Source organism: Parabacteroides sp. AF17-3 (genome assembly GCF_003635445.1).
Lineage (GTDB): Bacteria > Bacteroidota > Bacteroidia > Bacteroidales > Tannerellaceae > Parabacteroides > Parabacteroides goldsteinii.
In genome coordinates this window covers 202,081-218,311 of the sequence record NZ_QTMM01000007.1, presented here as the reverse complement: position 1 = coordinate 218,311, position 16,231 = coordinate 202,081, and the positions used below count along the sequence as shown (strand labels likewise).

The window sequence follows — 16,231 nt, the reverse complement described above, 5'->3', positions numbered from 1 at the left end:
CAAAGGTAAGCACTCTTTTCGCAAATGCCTACCTTATATCTGTTTTATTTCATCCTTCCAAGACTCTTTTAAGTATCTGTCTAATAATTTCGGCATCTTCTGGTTTAGCAGCTTTCAAAATATCCCCCATAGATGCTTCAGTCAGAAATGATGCAACCAAAAAGCCATATAACGTTCCTTTATCGTTATCAATCTGCTTCTGTGAGTTTGAATTACTTTTAAGTTCATTCACTTGGTACTTATAATCCTCAATAGCCATAGACATTGCTGTTTCAGCCGAAAACATGCTTCCTATACTATGTTCAATACAATAAGAGAAGAAATCAGTGGCTCGATAATACCATATGTTTGCCCTTTTATTTGAAATCGTTGGTTCTGTGTAGACATACCTTTCTGCTTGCTTGAATCCTATTTCTTTTAAGAACATTATGACATACGGGGCTTCTTCTACATCAAAATAACTCATATTCAAAAGTTTTTTAATTTCAGATATTCTTTTCATTATGTGTTTTTGTTTAATTGTTTAAATTTTGAAAATCTCTAGTCTTGATCTTTGTTATTATTCTCTGACCACTCCTATCTAGTAATCCCAAATCAGTTTTCAAGACTAACCCTTCAGCTTCAAATGTTAGATCTTCAGCAATTTGAGAGATAAAGCCATTGCGAACGTATTCTTCTGCTTCCGGAATGCTCATATATCCAATGACCGGAACTACTTTTATTCCTAATGCTGAAGCTATTTGTTCTACTGCATCACGTTTTAGCCACCATCGATCAATTCTTACATCAAAAAGTATAAAGTTAATATCATTTTTAATATATCGATCTCCACCCTTTTGAATCTTAGCACCGTACCCTTCTCCGTATAAAATAACATTAGTATAGTACAACTTGCTTTTTTCTTCTGATTCTGGAGGAAAACATGATTGAAGTTTTGCGGCTGTAAATATCTCTTGTAGTTTATTCAACAAAAACGTAGGAATATTAGCATTTACTGTTCGACCACCAATTTCAACACTTTGTCCGTTAAACCTAATCTGGATATTTGTACCATCTATCTTTTCTTCTGCTCTCCATTTACAATCTTTCAAATATTCAAATTCAGGAAGACTCCAATCTCCAATAAGTAATTTATTTGTCTTCTGATCTCTCTTGTAAATGGTATTAATCTTCTGATAATCTTTGTGATCCATTTTCTTCTATTTTTAATTTGTCTAGTAATTCATCTATCTCCTTACTTATTTTTTGACAAGTAATACCTCTTCCAACTCTCAAATTAGCATTGTACATCATTTGAAGGTTTGATAATTGCTTTCTGATTCCATCATTTTCAATTCTGGAAGGATCAAACCTCTCTACAGAAATACCCATATACTTACTACTACCTTCAGGTATATCAGAATACTTATAATCATGTAGATATACAACTCGTTTAATACCTGACTGAGAAATGTTCTTCATACATTCATAACAAGGCTTATGAGTAACATAGATTGTGCAATCCAAAACGGATATACCACACTTAGCAGCATACATAAGAGCATTCATCTCTGCATGTATTTCATTTACTAAAGACCAAGAATGATGTTCTTCTCTTGTAAATATACCTTTCGCCAATTGCTCATCACAATTTGGTAAACCTTCTGGAGATCCGTTATACCCCATCGAGATAATTCGTTTATCTCTAACAATAACTGCTCCTACATGTAAGGATACACAATGGCTTTCTTCAGCTAATCTGGAAGCCATGTCTAAAAAGAACTTATCATTTAACATTTTCCCAGACTCCCATCTTATTCATAATAATATTAATTGCTATCGCTTGATTAGATATGTCCTTTTTTAGAGGAATACTACCTTGATAGACTGAAAACAACTCATTAGCTTGCTCTCTCACTGTATATGCGGGTTCTTTTTTATTATCCCTGGAACCCCAAAAACAGGTAAATACTACTTTCACGATTTATTTATAGCAAATATAAAACCGATAAATAGAACAATTAGAACTAAAGCTAGTGGTCCCCACAAAGGACATAGTACCCACCACCAAGACCAAGCAATCACCTTGGTTAATTTCAATGTAATAAAAACGATGGTTAATAACCCCAAGAAAGATATACCACCTGTACTCGACTTACTGTCACTCATTTTGTTTAATAATTTAATCTACCATAATTTAGGATTTAATAAATTCCGTTCTTTAACTGCTATTCTCCTATCTTTCATATTGTTAATTGCTTTTTTTCTCAACCGAGCCAACAAAAGATCACCACAAGAGTCATTGTTGAAGTTTTTCTTATTATCGTTTATATCTTTTATCACTCGTTCAGCTATAACTTCTGCTACTACTCGCCAATGGTATTTACGTCTTCCTAACCAATTTCTATATGGTATTTTCCTATACATTATATAATGGTACCAAATGATACTTTCGCTAAGTACAATCTTTGTACGACTATCAACGAGTCTTTCAGTGTAACATTTCATAAAATTCGATCAAGTATCACGTTCTTTGCACATTATATTATCAAGAAAACTTTTTAGTACTTTAATTTCCCAGGACACAATGCGTATTGTATGTTCACCTCTTTGAATTACAATACTGCCTGTTCCATCAGGTCCCATCAAAAGAGTTTCTTCCTCTTCTTTTCCACATTCAGTCATTCTTTGTTTGTATATCTGTTTCATTAATGTTGAAACTTATATCCTTCTTTAACATCAATAGCTTCACTTGGATTATCGAACATTAGGGTTGTTTCACCACTCCCTCCCATATCTGTATAGGAGACTTTCACCCAGAATTTACCATACTGTTCATAAACTCCAGACAAAACTTTGTTCACAAATGCATCAATTAGATTCATGCTTAAATATATTTAGTTTATAAATTAGCACCAGCTTGATTGTTTTTTTATTTCCCTGATTCTAACTTCGTCAGTGATAATAAATATCTCTGCATTAATCAAATTTCTTAGGTCTAAATCTTTTTTCTTGTTTAATTGCTGTGCAAAATATCCTGTTTCTTTTGCCCTAATGATCAACAAGTTATTCATGACACTGATATAAACAACTTCAAATGGATACAGAGAATCTTCTACTTTTATTTCTAAAAAGTCTCCACATCTCAAGTTTTCCGTACTTAAGAAACTGATGAAAAGACCTCTTTCAGTCTTACTAGTATTTATTTCTGCTGTTTTTACGTTCATAATTTTATTCATTTTTAGAATTCAGTCTTTCAATAAATTCTTTCAGTCTATTGGCCGAGTAGTCAGTTCCACCGATAATAAAGTAACCGTTGGTAGCAAATTTGAAGGCTTCAATAGCCTTTAATATCATTTCTTCCTCTTTGACCTTTACGGCTTCCTCGGCTCCAGCTCTGAATACGAGATCGTCACATCCTACTCGCCAACCCTCATATAACTCTCCATCGCATACATGGCAAGCATTGCACTCTATTATATCTTTTGAATTCATGATTTTTTAATTATTAGCTACCATTCTATTATCAATCCCTGATCACCATGCATCCATTCTCCCTGATAGACTTTAAACCCTTGTCTTATAAGTTCAAGTTTACAAGCGTCGGAGAAATAAACGAAGTGAGGATAAAATATCTTATACTCGTTTCGTCCATTTGCATTCTCTATATCTTCATATATCTTATTTAATGGGAGAGAGTGTCTTTCTAATTCTCTAGTATTCATATTCTATTTAGTTATATCGTTATGTACGATAGATATTTTAAATTCTGATTTCACAATTTCTTGCATCATTTCTCTTACTGCTATTTCAAAGGCCCAACCTACTTCACTTCTGTTTCCAAGTATTTCCTGGCGTAAAGCCTGTTTGACGATGGATTCAACATTATTAGCTCCATAGGTGCTTTTCATCACTTCTATGACAATTTTTCTTACTTCTTCTTTGATTATATCTATAAGTATTTGTTTAGAAATACCTAGATCATTGTGGATATAATTTTTAATCGCTTTATATTCTTTACTTTTGCTCATGTTTTTTAAAGTTTTTCAATTATTTTATCACCCATTTTCTGCCATTCTTTACTTCCGCTTATTGTCAATCCAATAACGGTTATTGATAATATAAAAGTAAGGATAGCCCATAAAAGGAAGCAAGCAAATGCACATATACTTCTCATCTCTATTTATTTACTAAGTAATTTCATCGTGAACACTCTCCATTACGAAAGCGTTTACTTCTGAAGGGTGAAGTCCCTGTTTAATAAGCGCATCCGTTAATGTTCTATTAATAAGCTTTTTTAATCCTTCCTCATTGACCATTTTTGTTTTCTCTGCTGTAGCATAGGACCCGACCTGCAGTGATTCATAGCAACAGACGAGTACTTGAATTTGTATCTCTTTTATGTATTCTCCCATAACTTGATAAATAATCTCTGATACTCACATTCGACTTGACAATCAGTATGAGACACCCGGTCTTTGCAACTATTCCAGTGAGGGCAAGATTTACGATGGGTTTCAATAGCTTTCTGTTTCATTTCCTCTTCTGTAATTTCAACTACCTTGACAACTGCAGTCTTATTCATTTGAGATTTTAACAGTCCTCCACTAGTAGGTACACCTTCATTTTCAATTAGATACTTTGCTTTGTTACTTTTTATGCTCATGATTTTAAGGAATACTATCGTTGATTTTGTCTTTCTTTGTAAGTAATGGGATAGTCTTTAAACTTTAACTTCCTTAAATCCCTGGATTTGAATCCTTCTTTTAAAGCAAAATAAGTCCAATCTTCACCCCAGGTTTTAAATCCCTCATTTGTTTTCTTTGTACATTCAATCCTGGCATAATCATTTAAATCATATAAGAATACAATCTCCATACGTACCTCAAATCTCATTGAAGCACTGGAGAAGATTGTACCTTCTTCTATTTTTGGCATAGGTAATTAGGGCATAACATTACCTGTACAACCTTGAGTTTTTGTAGAGTTATTCCCATCCATACAATGTTTGTGACCAGCAGGAGGAACAACTTCTACTCTGGATATTTGATTAAATGGAACCTGATCATAACCATTATAACTATTTCTCACAGTCATCATACCTGATTGAGTTGATTGATATACTGGTGACTGAAATACCTGAGAAGTAAGATTGAACATGTTTTTATTTAGTTCCTGAGAAGCTTCTAGTTTAATTTGCAGCTTCTCCATTTCCCAATTACGCTCCTTTGCTTCACAATCTAATTCACGCGCTTTAAGTTGTCCCTCTCTTTTTTGAAATACCCTAAGAGATTCAGATAATCCGTCACATTCTGTATGAAGTTTTTCAATTTCATTATCTTTCTCTGTCAATGTTTGTCCGTAATACTTCACTAATTGTTCCGATTCATTTAATTTCTTTTTCAGACCATCATATTCTTTCAAACGTTCTTCAACTGCTTTTACCTGCATCTCAGGTAAAGTCTTTTTTAAAGCCTCCAGAAGACTTTGATTTAAATCGTCATTCATTTTGCTATATTTAATTTATTGATTTTGTTAGATTCTATTTAAGAACTAAATTGGCTGCTAGGCGGTGTAAAGTTTGATGTGTAACGTGCTCCTTTACTTATTCTAATTTCATCTATATAGAACCCACCTTCATTTCTACCCGTATCAGCTTTATAACCGATATCAAAATAGGGTACTTCTCTACCTCTATTATAAGTAATTGGATAGTCGGTTCCTCGACCATTACAGTATACAGTATATGTCATGCCATATTTAACAAAAGCTATATGATTCCACTGATTTAAGTTCCATCTATTGTTACAAGTACCTCCATAGGCTCTTACATCTTCTGCATCTCTAACCTCCATATGAGGCGCTATCCCATTCGGACCTGCAGATGTTACAAATGACCATTGATCTTGATACCAGGAACAAACTATATATTTATTAGATAAGTTATTTGAAATTGGATACAACCAGTATTCAAGGGTCCATGATTCATCCCTAATAATATCTCCAAAGCCAGAATTATCAAAATGTACATGCCAACTACCATCCAGGTTTAGTGCTTGTCCAAATTTTCCGGAAACATATCGGGCAACCCCAGAAGCTGTAGCTTTATGACCATACTCATCCGTTAAATCACCGTTACAATGCATCAGAAATATTGTACTAATCGGCGTTGCAGATAATACTATTGATAATGTTTGATTGCTAGTCACCACAACCGATCCAGCTCGACTAGTATATCCTGATTTTGATGCAGAAAATGAATAAGTACCTTTTTTTAATTGAAAATAAGCATACCCTGAACTATTAGCTTGTATAGTCGTACCGTTAATTACTACTTGAGCGAAAGCGGTAGTGTATACTGTTAGAGTACATTTTGTTTTTCCCATCATTCTTCGTCTTAACATTTCAGACCCCCTTTCTTTCGATCAGAGATCGTAACATCCTTATATAGAGAGTATTCTACCCCCCCCCCCCCCCCCATTAGGGTTTATTAACATTTTATTCATGATTTCTTTAATTTATTGTTCATAATTCTAAACCATTTCCGTTGTTGTAATACTTATTAATTTCTGCCTGAGACAAGGCTTTATCCCATATCATTACCTGCTGTATATAGCCATTGATATTACGAGAGGCACTATATGTGTCACGACCAATTCGAGTGTTACTCCTAAATTTCAGATATCGATTATAACTTCCATACGTGAATTTTACAGATTGTTCAACTCCATTAATATAGCATCTAGCAGTACTTCCATCACATGTAAAGGTATATAACTGCCAATTTGTATATGTACCCCAATTCCAGCCTATTTGCCCATTATTATTCTCTGTAGCTCCCAAAGCTATTGCATTACGGGAGCCGTACATGTCAAAATAAAAACCATACGTATTAACGCTTGTCGTCCTGCTAAATATTATAGCCGATCCATCTACTAATGATAGGCATTTTACCCATGCTTGTATTGTATATTTATTTAATGTATGATCCAGGTTTACAACAATGTTGGCACTATTAACTAACTTAGCACATTTCTTGTTAAACTTGCCTGTTTCATACGTAATCGCTCCGTCAGCAGTTCCGTTTACGCCTCCTACAGCGTCCAATAAATCCCCATCTAGCCGCCAAAGATGCAATAAACCACCTGGTGCATTAAACTTTTTCTTTCCCATCATTCTCCTTCTTAACATGCCAACCTCCTTTTCAAAAGATTGGCTACGCCTTGATTTAGAAGGGAATTTCCCCCCCCCCCCCGTTAACTTTGATTAACATTTCTATTTTCATATATTCTCTTTTTAATGTATATTTTTCGTGCTCCTTATCGGACTTGAACCAATGACCTTATCCTTATGAGGGATCTACTCTGACCAACTGAGTTAAAGGAGCGAAAGTAACTTACACCTTCACAGGCGCATCGTTACCAAAATATGTTTTCAAAGACATATTTATTACTTGATTGATGTAACTGGAAAAAGGACTTGAACCTCTACGATTAAGAGCTATTGCACCTGCACTTGGAGGAGTCGAACCTCTAAGTTTGGGGACTCGAATACCCGCTTCACTCTCCTATCAAATTACTACCGTTCATTCGCGTCTACCAATTCCGCCATCCAGTCATTTTAAAGAACCTACCTATTCTCACGAACCAGCAGGATAATAACACATCCATATTGCTGTAAAGGGAACCGGATTCGAACCGATACTGTCAGAATGAAAATCTGTCGTTCTACCATTAAACTATCCCTCCTCGGAGTAATTATCACCGTAATATTACTCCAGAATCAAAATTTAGTGTTGATCTGAATCTGAATTTATTCTACACGATAGTAAACAACCGACAATAAATAAAATGTATTGCCACCATTCCCATTCAAATCCCATAATAAATCGGTTTATTCAAGTTAATTACTTACTACTATTAATATTAAATTATTTCTTCATCTGATTTGCTATATCTAACATCATTTTCAATCCAACAGCATCCATTGAATTTCCGCCTCCAGTATTACCCATCATAATTTCTGGAACCCAACGTACATTTGATTTAGACAATGCTTCGGCAACTCCTACAGTTGTCTTATATTCCCATTCTGCCTTTTCTTGTGGAGTAAGACCTGCCTGTACTTTCAATCGATTAGCTTCTGCTTCTGCTCTACCTTCCGCAATGATTTTCTTTGCTTTTTCATCTGCTTCTTTTGCTTGAAGAGATGCAACTTCATATGCCTGCTGCGCTTTAGTTACTTCTACAGCTTTAATCTCTTCTTGTTTCCAACGTGCTTTTTCTGCGTCTCTCTTACCCTCTTCTTCGGCCTGAACCCTCAATTGTACTGCTTCAAGAGCCTTGGCCTTAGCTGTAACTATCATTTATATTCCAACAAGTTCATAACACTTGTTGCGTCTCGCGACTGCTATATGTTACCATATAGATTAGACTATATCATTCTCCTATTCGATTGAATGAGGAGAGGCTCCTTTTCCATCTGCATACATTTCAGATGTACTCCCTTTCAGGATAGTCGTTGAACCTTCACTAAATATATGATTGTGTATTTTTTCAATGTGATCTATGAACTCTTTAGAACCCATAGTATCTTTTGCCCTATTACATTTGAAACAACAAGGAACACAATTGAATTTCTCATAACCAATACTTGAATCAAGTCTATCAATACCATTGTGCCTTAGCATTGGTTCTGCTTTGTTGGCTCTAGGTATTAAACTTTCATGTACATACGGGTGAGATCCACAATAATAGCAATCTTCGTTAATTAACTGATTAAACTCTTCAAACTTTAAATTCATAGGAATACATCTTCGCGCTGCATTAGAAATATATTCTCCAAATACTTTTCTTCGCAAACCCATCTGATTTAATCCCATTTTCTCATAATAATGACTATTAGCTACTCTATCTATTTCCTTTTGTGCTTTTTGAGCTTTTAGATAAAGTGCTCTTGATCGCATATAATAATATATACTATTTTCATCTACACATTTCCACCGCCACTCTTTATTACCTGCAGCAGTTTCAATTCTAATATGTTCTAAAAGTGTAAAGTTGTCAACTTTATCACCGACGTTAAATAAATACTTCATTGGCCTTGGTTTTAATATGATTGCTATTGTTATTTAGTGCTTGGCTGCTGATTGTCCTTATATACAGCTATCAATAAGGATTTTCCAGCAATTAAAAGCCTTTGCTATACGTATTGCTACGTAAAGGTCCTATTATGTTAAGACATGTCAGCTTCTCTCTGCTTATTAATCTGGTCAATAGTTGCCTGTTCATACTCCATGTCAGAGATCGATAACTGAGAAACCTTCAGACCATAATATGCAAACGGTGATTCTTCTTGTCGTTTATAACCATTAGGAGAAATAGAGTCAGTAATTAGACTTGCGACCTTTATTATCTTCTTTTCGTTTGTCAACTGATCGAAGGATTCCATTTCTCTAACCATTGTCTTATAGACTCCATAATTCAATTGGTCTGTTGCATAAGCGATAAGATCAGTTCTCTTTTCACTTACAGATTCTAATGAAGTCATTAAAGGGCCACAAGCAAGTATTACTTTTCCTAGAGTAGGTTTGATAAGATCATTAATCAACCTATCCATTGAGCCATAATGAGTTTGAATACGGTTCAAACTTTTAGTATCTGTAGGAAGTTCTACTCTCACGCTACCTAATACATATCCCTTTCCTTTATCATTATAAGTAATAGGAAGAGCGGGATTATCACCGGTTGGCCGCAACATTACATTCCCCTTATCATCTTTATACTTTTCAAGTTCGTTAAACCAAATTTGGTTCGTTTTATAATAAGATGTAGTTCGTCCCCATCCCTGATACTTAAATCCTGGCGTTGTCCAATATTCCAATTCACCAGACAAAGGGACCTGATTAATTACAATTTCCTCATTCCTTACATCTTCCCCACATTTAGGAAGTGTAACTAGAGTTAAAAACGCGATAATAATTACTACAATTCCAATAATTTTCTTCTTTTGATCGCTCATTTGTTTGTTATTTTAAATTTATCCAAAAATAAAAAGGCACTAAACATTTCCATAAGGTTACTTTTTTGTTACTACCTATACTTTTAACTATACCAAAAAGAAATGCTATAACATGAGCATAGTATAGAAACAACAGGAACCCAACAGACACAATTATTAGCCTGTACATAATACTAATATTTAAATGATTATTTATTTGTTACCAAAATCACTAGGAATTTCTCCCCATAGTTTGTTATTCCAGTGAACAATTTTTATTTTGTCCACATCATAACTCATAACACGAAGATATATTTCAGCCTTCTTCAAATCATTATTACGTTTGTTTGAAGCAGTCTTCTTATTTTTAATCCAAGTTATTGCGGTAATACTATCAGAATAAATGATTTTATCTGGGTAGTTGGTCTCTATTATGTATTTGATTGAATCAACTATTGCTAAAAACTCACCTATGTTAACTGTCTGATTACCCAGATTTTTGTAGAATATACGATCTCCAGACTTTAGATCGTGGGCTTGATATTCTGTGACACCATGTTTTATAGAATGTGCAGCATCACACGTTATGCCCTTGGTTGGAACTTCACCAATCATTGTGAAGCATTCAATATAATATCGTTTGTTGGCGTTTTAAACAGCTTTCTTTTTAGATGGTAAGATATACCCATCAGCCTCCATGTATTTGTTAACGGTCCTTGCACTGCGCTTAAGTGCATTAATAATCTCTTCCTTATTAAGAATATCGTCTCTTTCTTGCAATAGTTCCAATACTCCATCCAGTGTTCTACTATATTCGGACTTTCCATCGAAAGGATTATAATAAACCTTCTGATTTCCGATCGTGATTATAGTTTGATAAAAACATTTCTTGATAATTTGTGTCTCAAGTTTCGCTTTAAACTTGTACGCTTTGACAGAATCAACAATGTAGCTTGATCTGTTGGTACTAGAATGAACTAATACAGAATACAAAATACCAGGCTTAACAAGATCTTTTTCCTTCAATTCTGGAGACAATATACAAATTCTTTTTTTGCTTTCATTATCTTCATTAACTCCGCGAAGAGATTTTAAAGTTTTGTCCCAAAATGCCCAAGCTACCAATTCTCCTGTACACTCGTGTTCTTTAAATTTTAATTTAGTCTTCAACTGTTTTTTCTTAACTTCTTCTATTGCCATTTGATTATATAATTAATCGATTTACTCTCTCAATTCGACTCTGCAAAGATAGCGATATAAAAACGAGAAAAGCAAACTTATTTGATAATATTTTCAACATAAAATATTGTGTTTTAGCACTTTATAATAACATCATTTATAATAATTCTTCACCAAAGAAGTAATTAATATTTTGTATAGTTTATTATATAAAATATTAATTTTCAACACAATACCAAGAATCGTCATATATTAATTTAAATTTACCATTCATATTAAAAATAGTTTGAAATATTATTTTTTAAACCAGCCATTATCAACACCATATTGGTAAGCGAGTTCAATTTCTTTATCAGACATAGTCTTTACATTTGAACAATTCACTTCAATCAAAGCATTTCTTTTTTGAACTATGGGTCGATAACTACAATTTTCCCACAACATTGAAATAGGACCAAACACTAAAATTAAAAACCACCAGAATGAAGATCTAGTGGTTTCTTTATTACTATTTCTCATCAAAATATATTTACAAAATAAATTCAACAGTTTCTATTAATTTGTAATTTCCTTCTGTACATCTGTCTAATCGCACTAGTACTGAAACAAGATTATCCTCTTGGATCACTATATAAATAATATCACTATCGTCTATATTTTTAGTCAACAAAGGTATATGTAATTCATTACTAACCTTTTTAGCATCATCAAATAATGCAACATAATAATTGTTTACTCTAAAAAAAACAATTGAATCATCATCGATCTTAGCCTCATTGTACGCTCTAAATATCTCCTCTCTCATAATTATATCGATTGTTATTAATAATGCTAAAGTAGCCTTTTTATAGCAAAAGGAAAGTTAATAGTATTTGTTTTTCTTTAAATGCATTTATTATTAATTTTAATCATCAGATTCTATATTTTCAAGTAAATCAACAAAATCACCAAAACTTGTTTGAATATTATCCAAATTTTCAATTATCAGATCGATCTCGTTAATACACTGATCAATACTATCATCATCTTTTATAGTTGATATACTTTTTTTGATATCCTTCAAAGACTTTATTTCTTTATAGATAGGGCGCATTTTCTCCTGAATTGATTTCAAGTCTGATAAAGCGTCCTCTACTTTTTTATAATTCTTCTTATTCATCAGATTCATTATATAGTTCATTTTCCAAGCAATCAGCTTCTTTGCGACACCAACTACTCAAATTATCTAGTACCTCAATTTGGTCAGAATGAGAAAGAAGCATGATAGCTTGATTGATATTTGCTTTTATTTCTTCAAACCTTGGTTTTACTATCTCTTTCATAACATTTATTTTTAGTTATTGATTCTTTTAAAATGTGTTATACCTTCTTGATACATAGTTCCTAAACTCCATCCGTCTCCTAATCTCGAATAATTACATGGAGGATTAAACGCCATATACGGTTTGTTGAACTTCATTCTTTCTACTTTACCGTATCTTAGTACTTGCACGACTTCCCCATCTTCCGGCATGTTGAAAAACGTCCATTCCTCAAACCCTTTTGGAATTTGACTCTTGTCTGGATAATATCCCATGATTCAGTTATTTTTAATATAGAATTATATTACATCTCTATAATTTTCCGGCTCCCAATTGTCAGTATTACAATTGAAACAATACCCTGTGTTAGGATTCGTTTCATGTGAATGCGATCCGCATGTTTCGCACCAATAGCGCTTATCAATATCCGGTTCCAGTTCTTTATTCTCCTTTCTTGTCTTCTGGATTCGTTCTGTGAGGATATCTGTTAAAGCAGGATTATCGAAAGCTCTACCATCATGCATTAATATGACTTCATCAATACTGCTATATCCGTATCTATTCCAGCAAATCTTTTCAGCAATCTTCTGTCTTGATTCCATATCTAAGCCAGGAGCTATTTCGTCTAAGACACCAATAACGGACTGTTCATACGCTTCGTCTGCATCAGAGACGAGTTTAGTTAATCTGTCAATTTTGTTCATGTTTTTTAGTTTTTAATCAATTTCAAACTCTTTATCATCAACCATCAGTTATGGTAATTCAGACATAATGATTTCCTTCAGATTCCACCTTACAATGCCCCCTGTTAAGTTAATGGTTGGTCGCTACATACCCCATAGTGGACTTGCACTACCAAGTAAATTGCCATGCACGACACACCATAAAAAAAGTCCCGCGCATCACTGCGAAGGACTTTTACACTCAATTTTCAAGGAACGAACCTTGAAAAAAATTAATTTATTATTCTCCTTTTCCTTTAGAATATTTCTTAACCACCTCATATACAAGCATTAATAATATATAAATACAATAGCCAATGATTAATAATCCTATTGCCTTGAAAAGTAAGCTGTGTATATTCATGTTTTAAATTCGTTTGACAGTGCAAATATAAACATTATTTTGCATTATGCTAATGTACGCGATAGCGTTTTAATTCTAAATGATGATGTTCTTTGTTATTACAAAATGCTGACAGATAAAGAACATATTATCATTAGCCGTATTGTTCAACGTATCAAAGAGTTACGCGACAAGAACAATAAGTCACAGCGCGAGGTATATTATAATACCAATGTGTCAATTGGCCGTATCGAGCAAGGGAATGAAAATATTAAAATTACCACTTTGATGACACTATGTAAATACTTCAATGTCAGCATATCTGATTTTTTAAAAGACATTGAGCAAGACTTAGATTAAATCTACGCCTTATATCATTGAATATTCTGGAGAGAAATCAACCCTAGCTAATTTACAGGCTTCGCGAGTTGATGAAAAATTGTAGATTGTTCCGAACACATCGATAGGTCCACAAAAATTTATAAGGTTATAAAGTTTCTTTTCAAACGACAAACCTATCCACACACTAAGTGGAGTGCCGGTAAATTTCTGCAAATTCTCAATTTCAAACCAATCTTCAAAAAGTATATTATCTAATTGGTTGGGAGTTATATTACTTACCCCCCATTTGTTTCTTGAAACCTTATATAAACATTGGTAAGATTTACTCCTTCTATCCCAGCGGACCAACAAACCATATTTTAACAAACAAATCTCTTTCTCTGGATCTAAGCCATGCCAATTTGTGATACACATAATTCTATCTTTTATTAAATCTCCTTTTTTTCAACATACGTAATGATTGCTCTGACAATTGTTCACGAGTTCGACCTTTGGAGCCTATCACATATCGTGTATTAACCCCCTTCTTTAGTAGATTTTCCTTAACGACTACATCATAATTTTTAATAGCCATATCATGTAAATGTTCTCTATGATTATCTGAAATAAGTCCGATAGAAACATTTAATCCAAATATCTTTTTGTAATCATAGGATGTAATCTTATGTTTTTGTACAACATGTGCTCCAAGCTTATTATACGCCTTTCCACAAATATGACAAACTAAGCGACCATCAGGAGTTTTGATTATCTCCCCATAATTAGGATGATCTTTTTCAACAGAGTTCATAATCTACCTCTCAGTTATCAAATAATTATTATTAAGCCTTTCTTCTATACCATAATTCTCCCGGAGAAAATTCAATACGGTTTCAATATCATCACGAATCCAAGAGATATAATGAATATGGATTTCCACAGTAAGATCATTTATTTTACTGATTATGCAAAAACTCCCATAATTTACATGTAGAGCTGAAAGTCCTTTCTTGATCTTTGTTACACTAATTTTATTTTTCATATTTTTTATTATTTATCCTCTAATAAATCACTTGCCATCAGCCACCAATCACCCGCCTCTACAATATTTTGACGAGATTCATTTTCTTGTATGATCACTTGATCATCATAAAACCCCTCCGTGTCGCAACATTCTCCGCACGTAAAAGCAATACTAACATCATACTTAATAAGCAATTGAGCCAATTCTTGCTTAAATTCTTTTATTTTTTCGTCAGTCATTTTTTTTACTCCTTTTTAAATTGTTTTTAGTTATATTAAAGCGCTGCCATTTTCAAATCCCTATTCTTCAAGATATTTGCAGTCAAAACGAATTTTTGTTCATTATTTAGGTATTCAAAGAATAATTTGTAAATATCTCTATGTGCATCTTCAACAAAGCACATCCATAATCTTTGCCCTTCATCGCTTCCGAATAAGTAAACAAATACCTGACAGTTACTATAATTGCCAAATTCCTTAAGAGAGTGGATATTCGAATAGAAAATACGGCAGTCTCCAATTAATATTCTATCATCGGAAATATCATCAAATGATATTGCTTCCTCTATATTCATTACTTTCTTGATTTTAGTTATTCTTCATCAATGAAAATTTGTTTTTTATTATCAGGCCATCCTCTTCGGATCAAAATTGATATTTTCTTTTTCTGAAGCTTCTCAATAGCTTTTTTCTTAGCTTCCGTCTTATTTTTAGCAGACACTAAAATTTCAAAAGTGTCCAACTCAATTGTTACACGGTATTTTTCCATATCATGCCTCCTTCTTTTTAAAGAAAATATCAAATGTCTGGATATTCTCAGTTTCTTTATAGACCATCTCACGGATGAAGCAATAAAGCTTATGTATTTCTTCATCAGAGGAACATCCGAAAATATCCGCTGCTGCTTGAACTGCATCTTTCATTGAGAAACAAATCTGCGTCCAGTCATCGTATTCTTTCTTATCGTTTAGAATTTCCCAAATCCTCTTATTTGCAGATTCTATATATTGTTTATCATATTTCTTTTTCATGGCTTTTTATTTTTAACTAATAAATCATCTACAATTTCTTTGTCTCAGAAAAATAAGGCTCTATATATAAGTAATCACAATCCTCAAATATTTGATCTTCATTATCATATTGACATCTGTCTCCCAAGTCTGGGTTGTAAATCCTTATCTCTAATAAACCTTCAAAACCTGTTTCTGCAAATTCGTTACAGCATTTGGATAAATACTCCTTTGCTTCAGCGTCAGAATACGTTATATTATCAGACCCATTCACACCATTAATTGTGAATGACACGATAAACATAGATAGCTTACCTTCCTTCCATAATTCAAAATTCGACCTCATAGCTCCTT

General features: G+C 33.3%; 34 protein-coding genes and 2 tRNA genes. 1 reads left to right on the top strand and 35 read right to left on the bottom strand.

The window, feature by feature from the left end:
- Nucleotides 1-49: 49 nt before the first annotated feature.
- From DWW91_RS11570 to DWW91_RS11430, 27 genes are all read right to left on the bottom strand, one after another.
- Nucleotides 50-502 (bottom strand): hypothetical protein, encoded by a 453-nt coding sequence (locus DWW91_RS11570; RefSeq protein ID WP_122327816.1) that lies wholly within the window; start codon nucleotides 500-502, stop codon nucleotides 50-52.
- A gap of 13 nt (nucleotides 503-515) precedes the next feature.
- Nucleotides 516-1,193: an RNA ligase family protein gene (locus DWW91_RS11565; protein WP_122327815.1), complete on the bottom strand. Its 678-nt coding sequence runs from the start codon at nucleotides 1,191-1,193 to the stop codon at nucleotides 516-518.
- A complete protein-coding gene (locus tag DWW91_RS11560) occupies nucleotides 1,165-1,749 on the bottom strand; it encodes a deaminase (RefSeq protein ID WP_199722575.1) in 585 nt (194 codons plus the stop codon). The genes DWW91_RS11565 and DWW91_RS11560 overlap by 29 nt, the downstream gene beginning before the upstream one ends.
- Before the next feature lie 16 nt (nucleotides 1,750-1,765).
- The gene (locus DWW91_RS27840) at nucleotides 1,766-1,960 is read right to left on the bottom strand and encodes a hypothetical protein (RefSeq protein ID WP_122327813.1); all 195 of its coding nucleotides are present in this window, start codon (nucleotides 1,958-1,960) and stop codon (nucleotides 1,766-1,768) included.
- A gap of 536 nt (nucleotides 1,961-2,496) precedes the next feature.
- On the bottom strand, nucleotides 2,497-2,688 hold the full coding sequence (locus DWW91_RS11540; RefSeq protein ID WP_122327810.1) for a hypothetical protein: 192 nt from the start codon (nucleotides 2,686-2,688) through the stop codon (nucleotides 2,497-2,499).
- Entirely contained in the window at nucleotides 2,688-2,864 is a 177-nt protein-coding gene (locus DWW91_RS27835; RefSeq protein ID WP_199722574.1) for a hypothetical protein, read from the bottom strand. Before DWW91_RS27835 ends, DWW91_RS11540 begins: the two co-directional genes overlap by 1 nt.
- Nucleotides 2,865-2,888: 24 nt before the next feature.
- Nucleotides 2,889-3,206 (bottom strand): hypothetical protein, encoded by a 318-nt coding sequence (locus tag DWW91_RS11535; protein WP_147426549.1) that lies wholly within the window; start codon nucleotides 3,204-3,206, stop codon nucleotides 2,889-2,891.
- Nucleotides 3,207-3,210: 4 nt separating this feature from the next.
- Nucleotides 3,211-3,474, bottom strand: coding sequence for a hypothetical protein (locus tag DWW91_RS11530; RefSeq protein ID WP_122327808.1), 264 nt, complete (start codon nucleotides 3,472-3,474; stop codon nucleotides 3,211-3,213).
- A gap of 233 nt (nucleotides 3,475-3,707) precedes the next feature.
- On the bottom strand, nucleotides 3,708-4,010 hold the full coding sequence (locus DWW91_RS11520) for a hypothetical protein (protein ID WP_122327806.1): 303 nt from the start codon (nucleotides 4,008-4,010) through the stop codon (nucleotides 3,708-3,710).
- A gap of 368 nt (nucleotides 4,011-4,378) precedes the next feature.
- On the bottom strand, nucleotides 4,379-4,645 hold the full coding sequence (locus DWW91_RS11510; protein WP_122327804.1) for a hypothetical protein: 267 nt from the start codon (nucleotides 4,643-4,645) through the stop codon (nucleotides 4,379-4,381).
- Between the two features lie 14 nt (nucleotides 4,646-4,659).
- On the bottom strand, nucleotides 4,660-4,917 hold the full coding sequence (locus tag DWW91_RS11505) for a hypothetical protein (RefSeq protein ID WP_147426548.1): 258 nt from the start codon (nucleotides 4,915-4,917) through the stop codon (nucleotides 4,660-4,662).
- 6 nt (nucleotides 4,918-4,923) lie between these two features.
- A complete protein-coding gene (locus tag DWW91_RS11500) occupies nucleotides 4,924-5,487 on the bottom strand; it encodes a hypothetical protein (RefSeq protein WP_122327802.1) in 564 nt (187 codons plus the stop codon).
- A gap of 38 nt (nucleotides 5,488-5,525) precedes the next feature.
- Complete coding sequence (locus DWW91_RS11495; protein ID WP_158599442.1) at nucleotides 5,526-6,368, bottom strand: LamG-like jellyroll fold domain-containing protein; 843 nt, start codon at nucleotides 6,366-6,368, stop codon at nucleotides 5,526-5,528.
- Between the two features lie 136 nt (nucleotides 6,369-6,504).
- Nucleotides 6,505-7,155 (bottom strand): LamG domain-containing protein, encoded by a 651-nt coding sequence (locus DWW91_RS11490; RefSeq protein ID WP_199722573.1) that lies wholly within the window; start codon nucleotides 7,153-7,155, stop codon nucleotides 6,505-6,507.
- Nucleotides 7,156-7,292: 137 nt separating this feature from the next.
- Nucleotides 7,293-7,366, bottom strand: a tRNA-Met gene (locus DWW91_RS11485).
- A 290-nt stretch (nucleotides 7,367-7,656) separates the two neighbouring features.
- Nucleotides 7,657-7,727: transfer RNA gene (locus DWW91_RS11480), tRNA-Glu, on the bottom strand.
- A 182-nt stretch (nucleotides 7,728-7,909) separates the two neighbouring features.
- Nucleotides 7,910-8,344, bottom strand: a complete 435-nt coding sequence (locus DWW91_RS11475; protein ID WP_122327799.1) for a hypothetical protein — start codon at nucleotides 8,342-8,344, stop codon at nucleotides 7,910-7,912.
- 81 nt (nucleotides 8,345-8,425) lie between these two features.
- On the bottom strand, nucleotides 8,426-9,076 hold the full coding sequence (locus DWW91_RS11470; RefSeq protein ID WP_122327798.1) for a hypothetical protein: 651 nt from the start codon (nucleotides 9,074-9,076) through the stop codon (nucleotides 8,426-8,428).
- A gap of 137 nt (nucleotides 9,077-9,213) precedes the next feature.
- Entirely contained in the window at nucleotides 9,214-9,999 is a 786-nt protein-coding gene (locus DWW91_RS11465; RefSeq protein WP_122327797.1) for a hypothetical protein, read from the bottom strand.
- Nucleotides 10,000-10,191: 192 nt separating this feature from the next.
- Nucleotides 10,192-10,593, bottom strand: coding sequence for a ribonuclease H (locus DWW91_RS11460; protein WP_122327796.1), 402 nt, complete (start codon nucleotides 10,591-10,593; stop codon nucleotides 10,192-10,194).
- A gap of 36 nt (nucleotides 10,594-10,629) precedes the next feature.
- On the bottom strand, nucleotides 10,630-11,178 hold the full coding sequence (locus tag DWW91_RS11455) for a hypothetical protein (protein WP_122327795.1): 549 nt from the start codon (nucleotides 11,176-11,178) through the stop codon (nucleotides 10,630-10,632).
- A 273-nt stretch (nucleotides 11,179-11,451) separates the two neighbouring features.
- Complete coding sequence (locus DWW91_RS11450) at nucleotides 11,452-11,676, bottom strand: hypothetical protein (protein ID WP_122327794.1); 225 nt, start codon at nucleotides 11,674-11,676, stop codon at nucleotides 11,452-11,454.
- Nucleotides 11,677-11,686: 10 nt separating this feature from the next.
- Complete coding sequence (locus DWW91_RS11445) at nucleotides 11,687-11,962, bottom strand: hypothetical protein (protein WP_122327793.1); 276 nt, start codon at nucleotides 11,960-11,962, stop codon at nucleotides 11,687-11,689.
- A gap of 99 nt (nucleotides 11,963-12,061) precedes the next feature.
- Entirely contained in the window at nucleotides 12,062-12,316 is a 255-nt protein-coding gene (locus DWW91_RS11440; protein ID WP_147426547.1) for a hypothetical protein, read from the bottom strand.
- Complete coding sequence (locus tag DWW91_RS27635) at nucleotides 12,309-12,479, bottom strand: hypothetical protein (protein WP_158599440.1); 171 nt, start codon at nucleotides 12,477-12,479, stop codon at nucleotides 12,309-12,311. Before DWW91_RS27635 ends, DWW91_RS11440 begins: the two co-directional genes overlap by 8 nt.
- Nucleotides 12,480-12,490: 11 nt before the next feature.
- A complete protein-coding gene (locus DWW91_RS11435) occupies nucleotides 12,491-12,733 on the bottom strand; it encodes a hypothetical protein (RefSeq protein WP_122327791.1) in 243 nt (80 codons plus the stop codon).
- Between the two features lie 24 nt (nucleotides 12,734-12,757).
- Nucleotides 12,758-13,162, bottom strand: coding sequence for a hypothetical protein (locus tag DWW91_RS11430; RefSeq protein ID WP_122327790.1), 405 nt, complete (start codon nucleotides 13,160-13,162; stop codon nucleotides 12,758-12,760).
- Nucleotides 13,163-13,649: 487 nt separating this feature from the next.
- Between DWW91_RS11430 and DWW91_RS11425 the strand changes: the two genes are divergently transcribed.
- On the top strand, nucleotides 13,650-13,883 hold the full coding sequence (locus DWW91_RS11425; RefSeq protein WP_122327789.1) for a helix-turn-helix domain-containing protein: 234 nt from the start codon (nucleotides 13,650-13,652) through the stop codon (nucleotides 13,881-13,883).
- Between the two features lie 9 nt (nucleotides 13,884-13,892).
- Here DWW91_RS11425 and DWW91_RS11420 read toward each other — a convergent pair whose 3' ends face one another.
- From DWW91_RS11420 to DWW91_RS11390, 8 genes are read right to left on the bottom strand one after another with little or no spacing between them, the layout of a single operon-like run.
- A complete protein-coding gene (locus tag DWW91_RS11420) occupies nucleotides 13,893-14,279 on the bottom strand; it encodes a hypothetical protein (protein WP_122327788.1) in 387 nt (128 codons plus the stop codon).
- Between the two features lie 4 nt (nucleotides 14,280-14,283).
- On the bottom strand, nucleotides 14,284-14,655 hold the full coding sequence (locus DWW91_RS11415) for a MucR family transcriptional regulator (RefSeq protein ID WP_122327787.1): 372 nt from the start codon (nucleotides 14,653-14,655) through the stop codon (nucleotides 14,284-14,286).
- Nucleotides 14,656-14,658: 3 nt separating this feature from the next.
- On the bottom strand, nucleotides 14,659-14,886 hold the full coding sequence (locus tag DWW91_RS11410; protein WP_122327786.1) for a hypothetical protein: 228 nt from the start codon (nucleotides 14,884-14,886) through the stop codon (nucleotides 14,659-14,661).
- 8 nt (nucleotides 14,887-14,894) lie between these two features.
- The gene (locus DWW91_RS11405; RefSeq protein WP_122327785.1) at nucleotides 14,895-15,107 is read right to left on the bottom strand and encodes a hypothetical protein; all 213 of its coding nucleotides are present in this window, start codon (nucleotides 15,105-15,107) and stop codon (nucleotides 14,895-14,897) included.
- 35 nt (nucleotides 15,108-15,142) lie between these two features.
- Nucleotides 15,143-15,442 (bottom strand): hypothetical protein, encoded by a 300-nt coding sequence (locus DWW91_RS11400; RefSeq protein WP_122327784.1) that lies wholly within the window; start codon nucleotides 15,440-15,442, stop codon nucleotides 15,143-15,145.
- A gap of 17 nt (nucleotides 15,443-15,459) precedes the next feature.
- The gene (locus DWW91_RS27830; protein WP_199722572.1) at nucleotides 15,460-15,636 is read right to left on the bottom strand and encodes a hypothetical protein; all 177 of its coding nucleotides are present in this window, start codon (nucleotides 15,634-15,636) and stop codon (nucleotides 15,460-15,462) included.
- A 1-nt stretch (nucleotide 15,637) separates the two neighbouring features.
- Complete coding sequence (locus tag DWW91_RS11395) at nucleotides 15,638-15,898, bottom strand: hypothetical protein (protein WP_122327783.1); 261 nt, start codon at nucleotides 15,896-15,898, stop codon at nucleotides 15,638-15,640.
- Nucleotides 15,899-15,926: 28 nt separating this feature from the next.
- On the bottom strand, nucleotides 15,927-16,223 hold the full coding sequence (locus DWW91_RS11390) for a hypothetical protein (RefSeq protein WP_122327782.1): 297 nt from the start codon (nucleotides 16,221-16,223) through the stop codon (nucleotides 15,927-15,929).
- Nucleotides 16,224-16,231 lie beyond the last annotated feature (8 nt).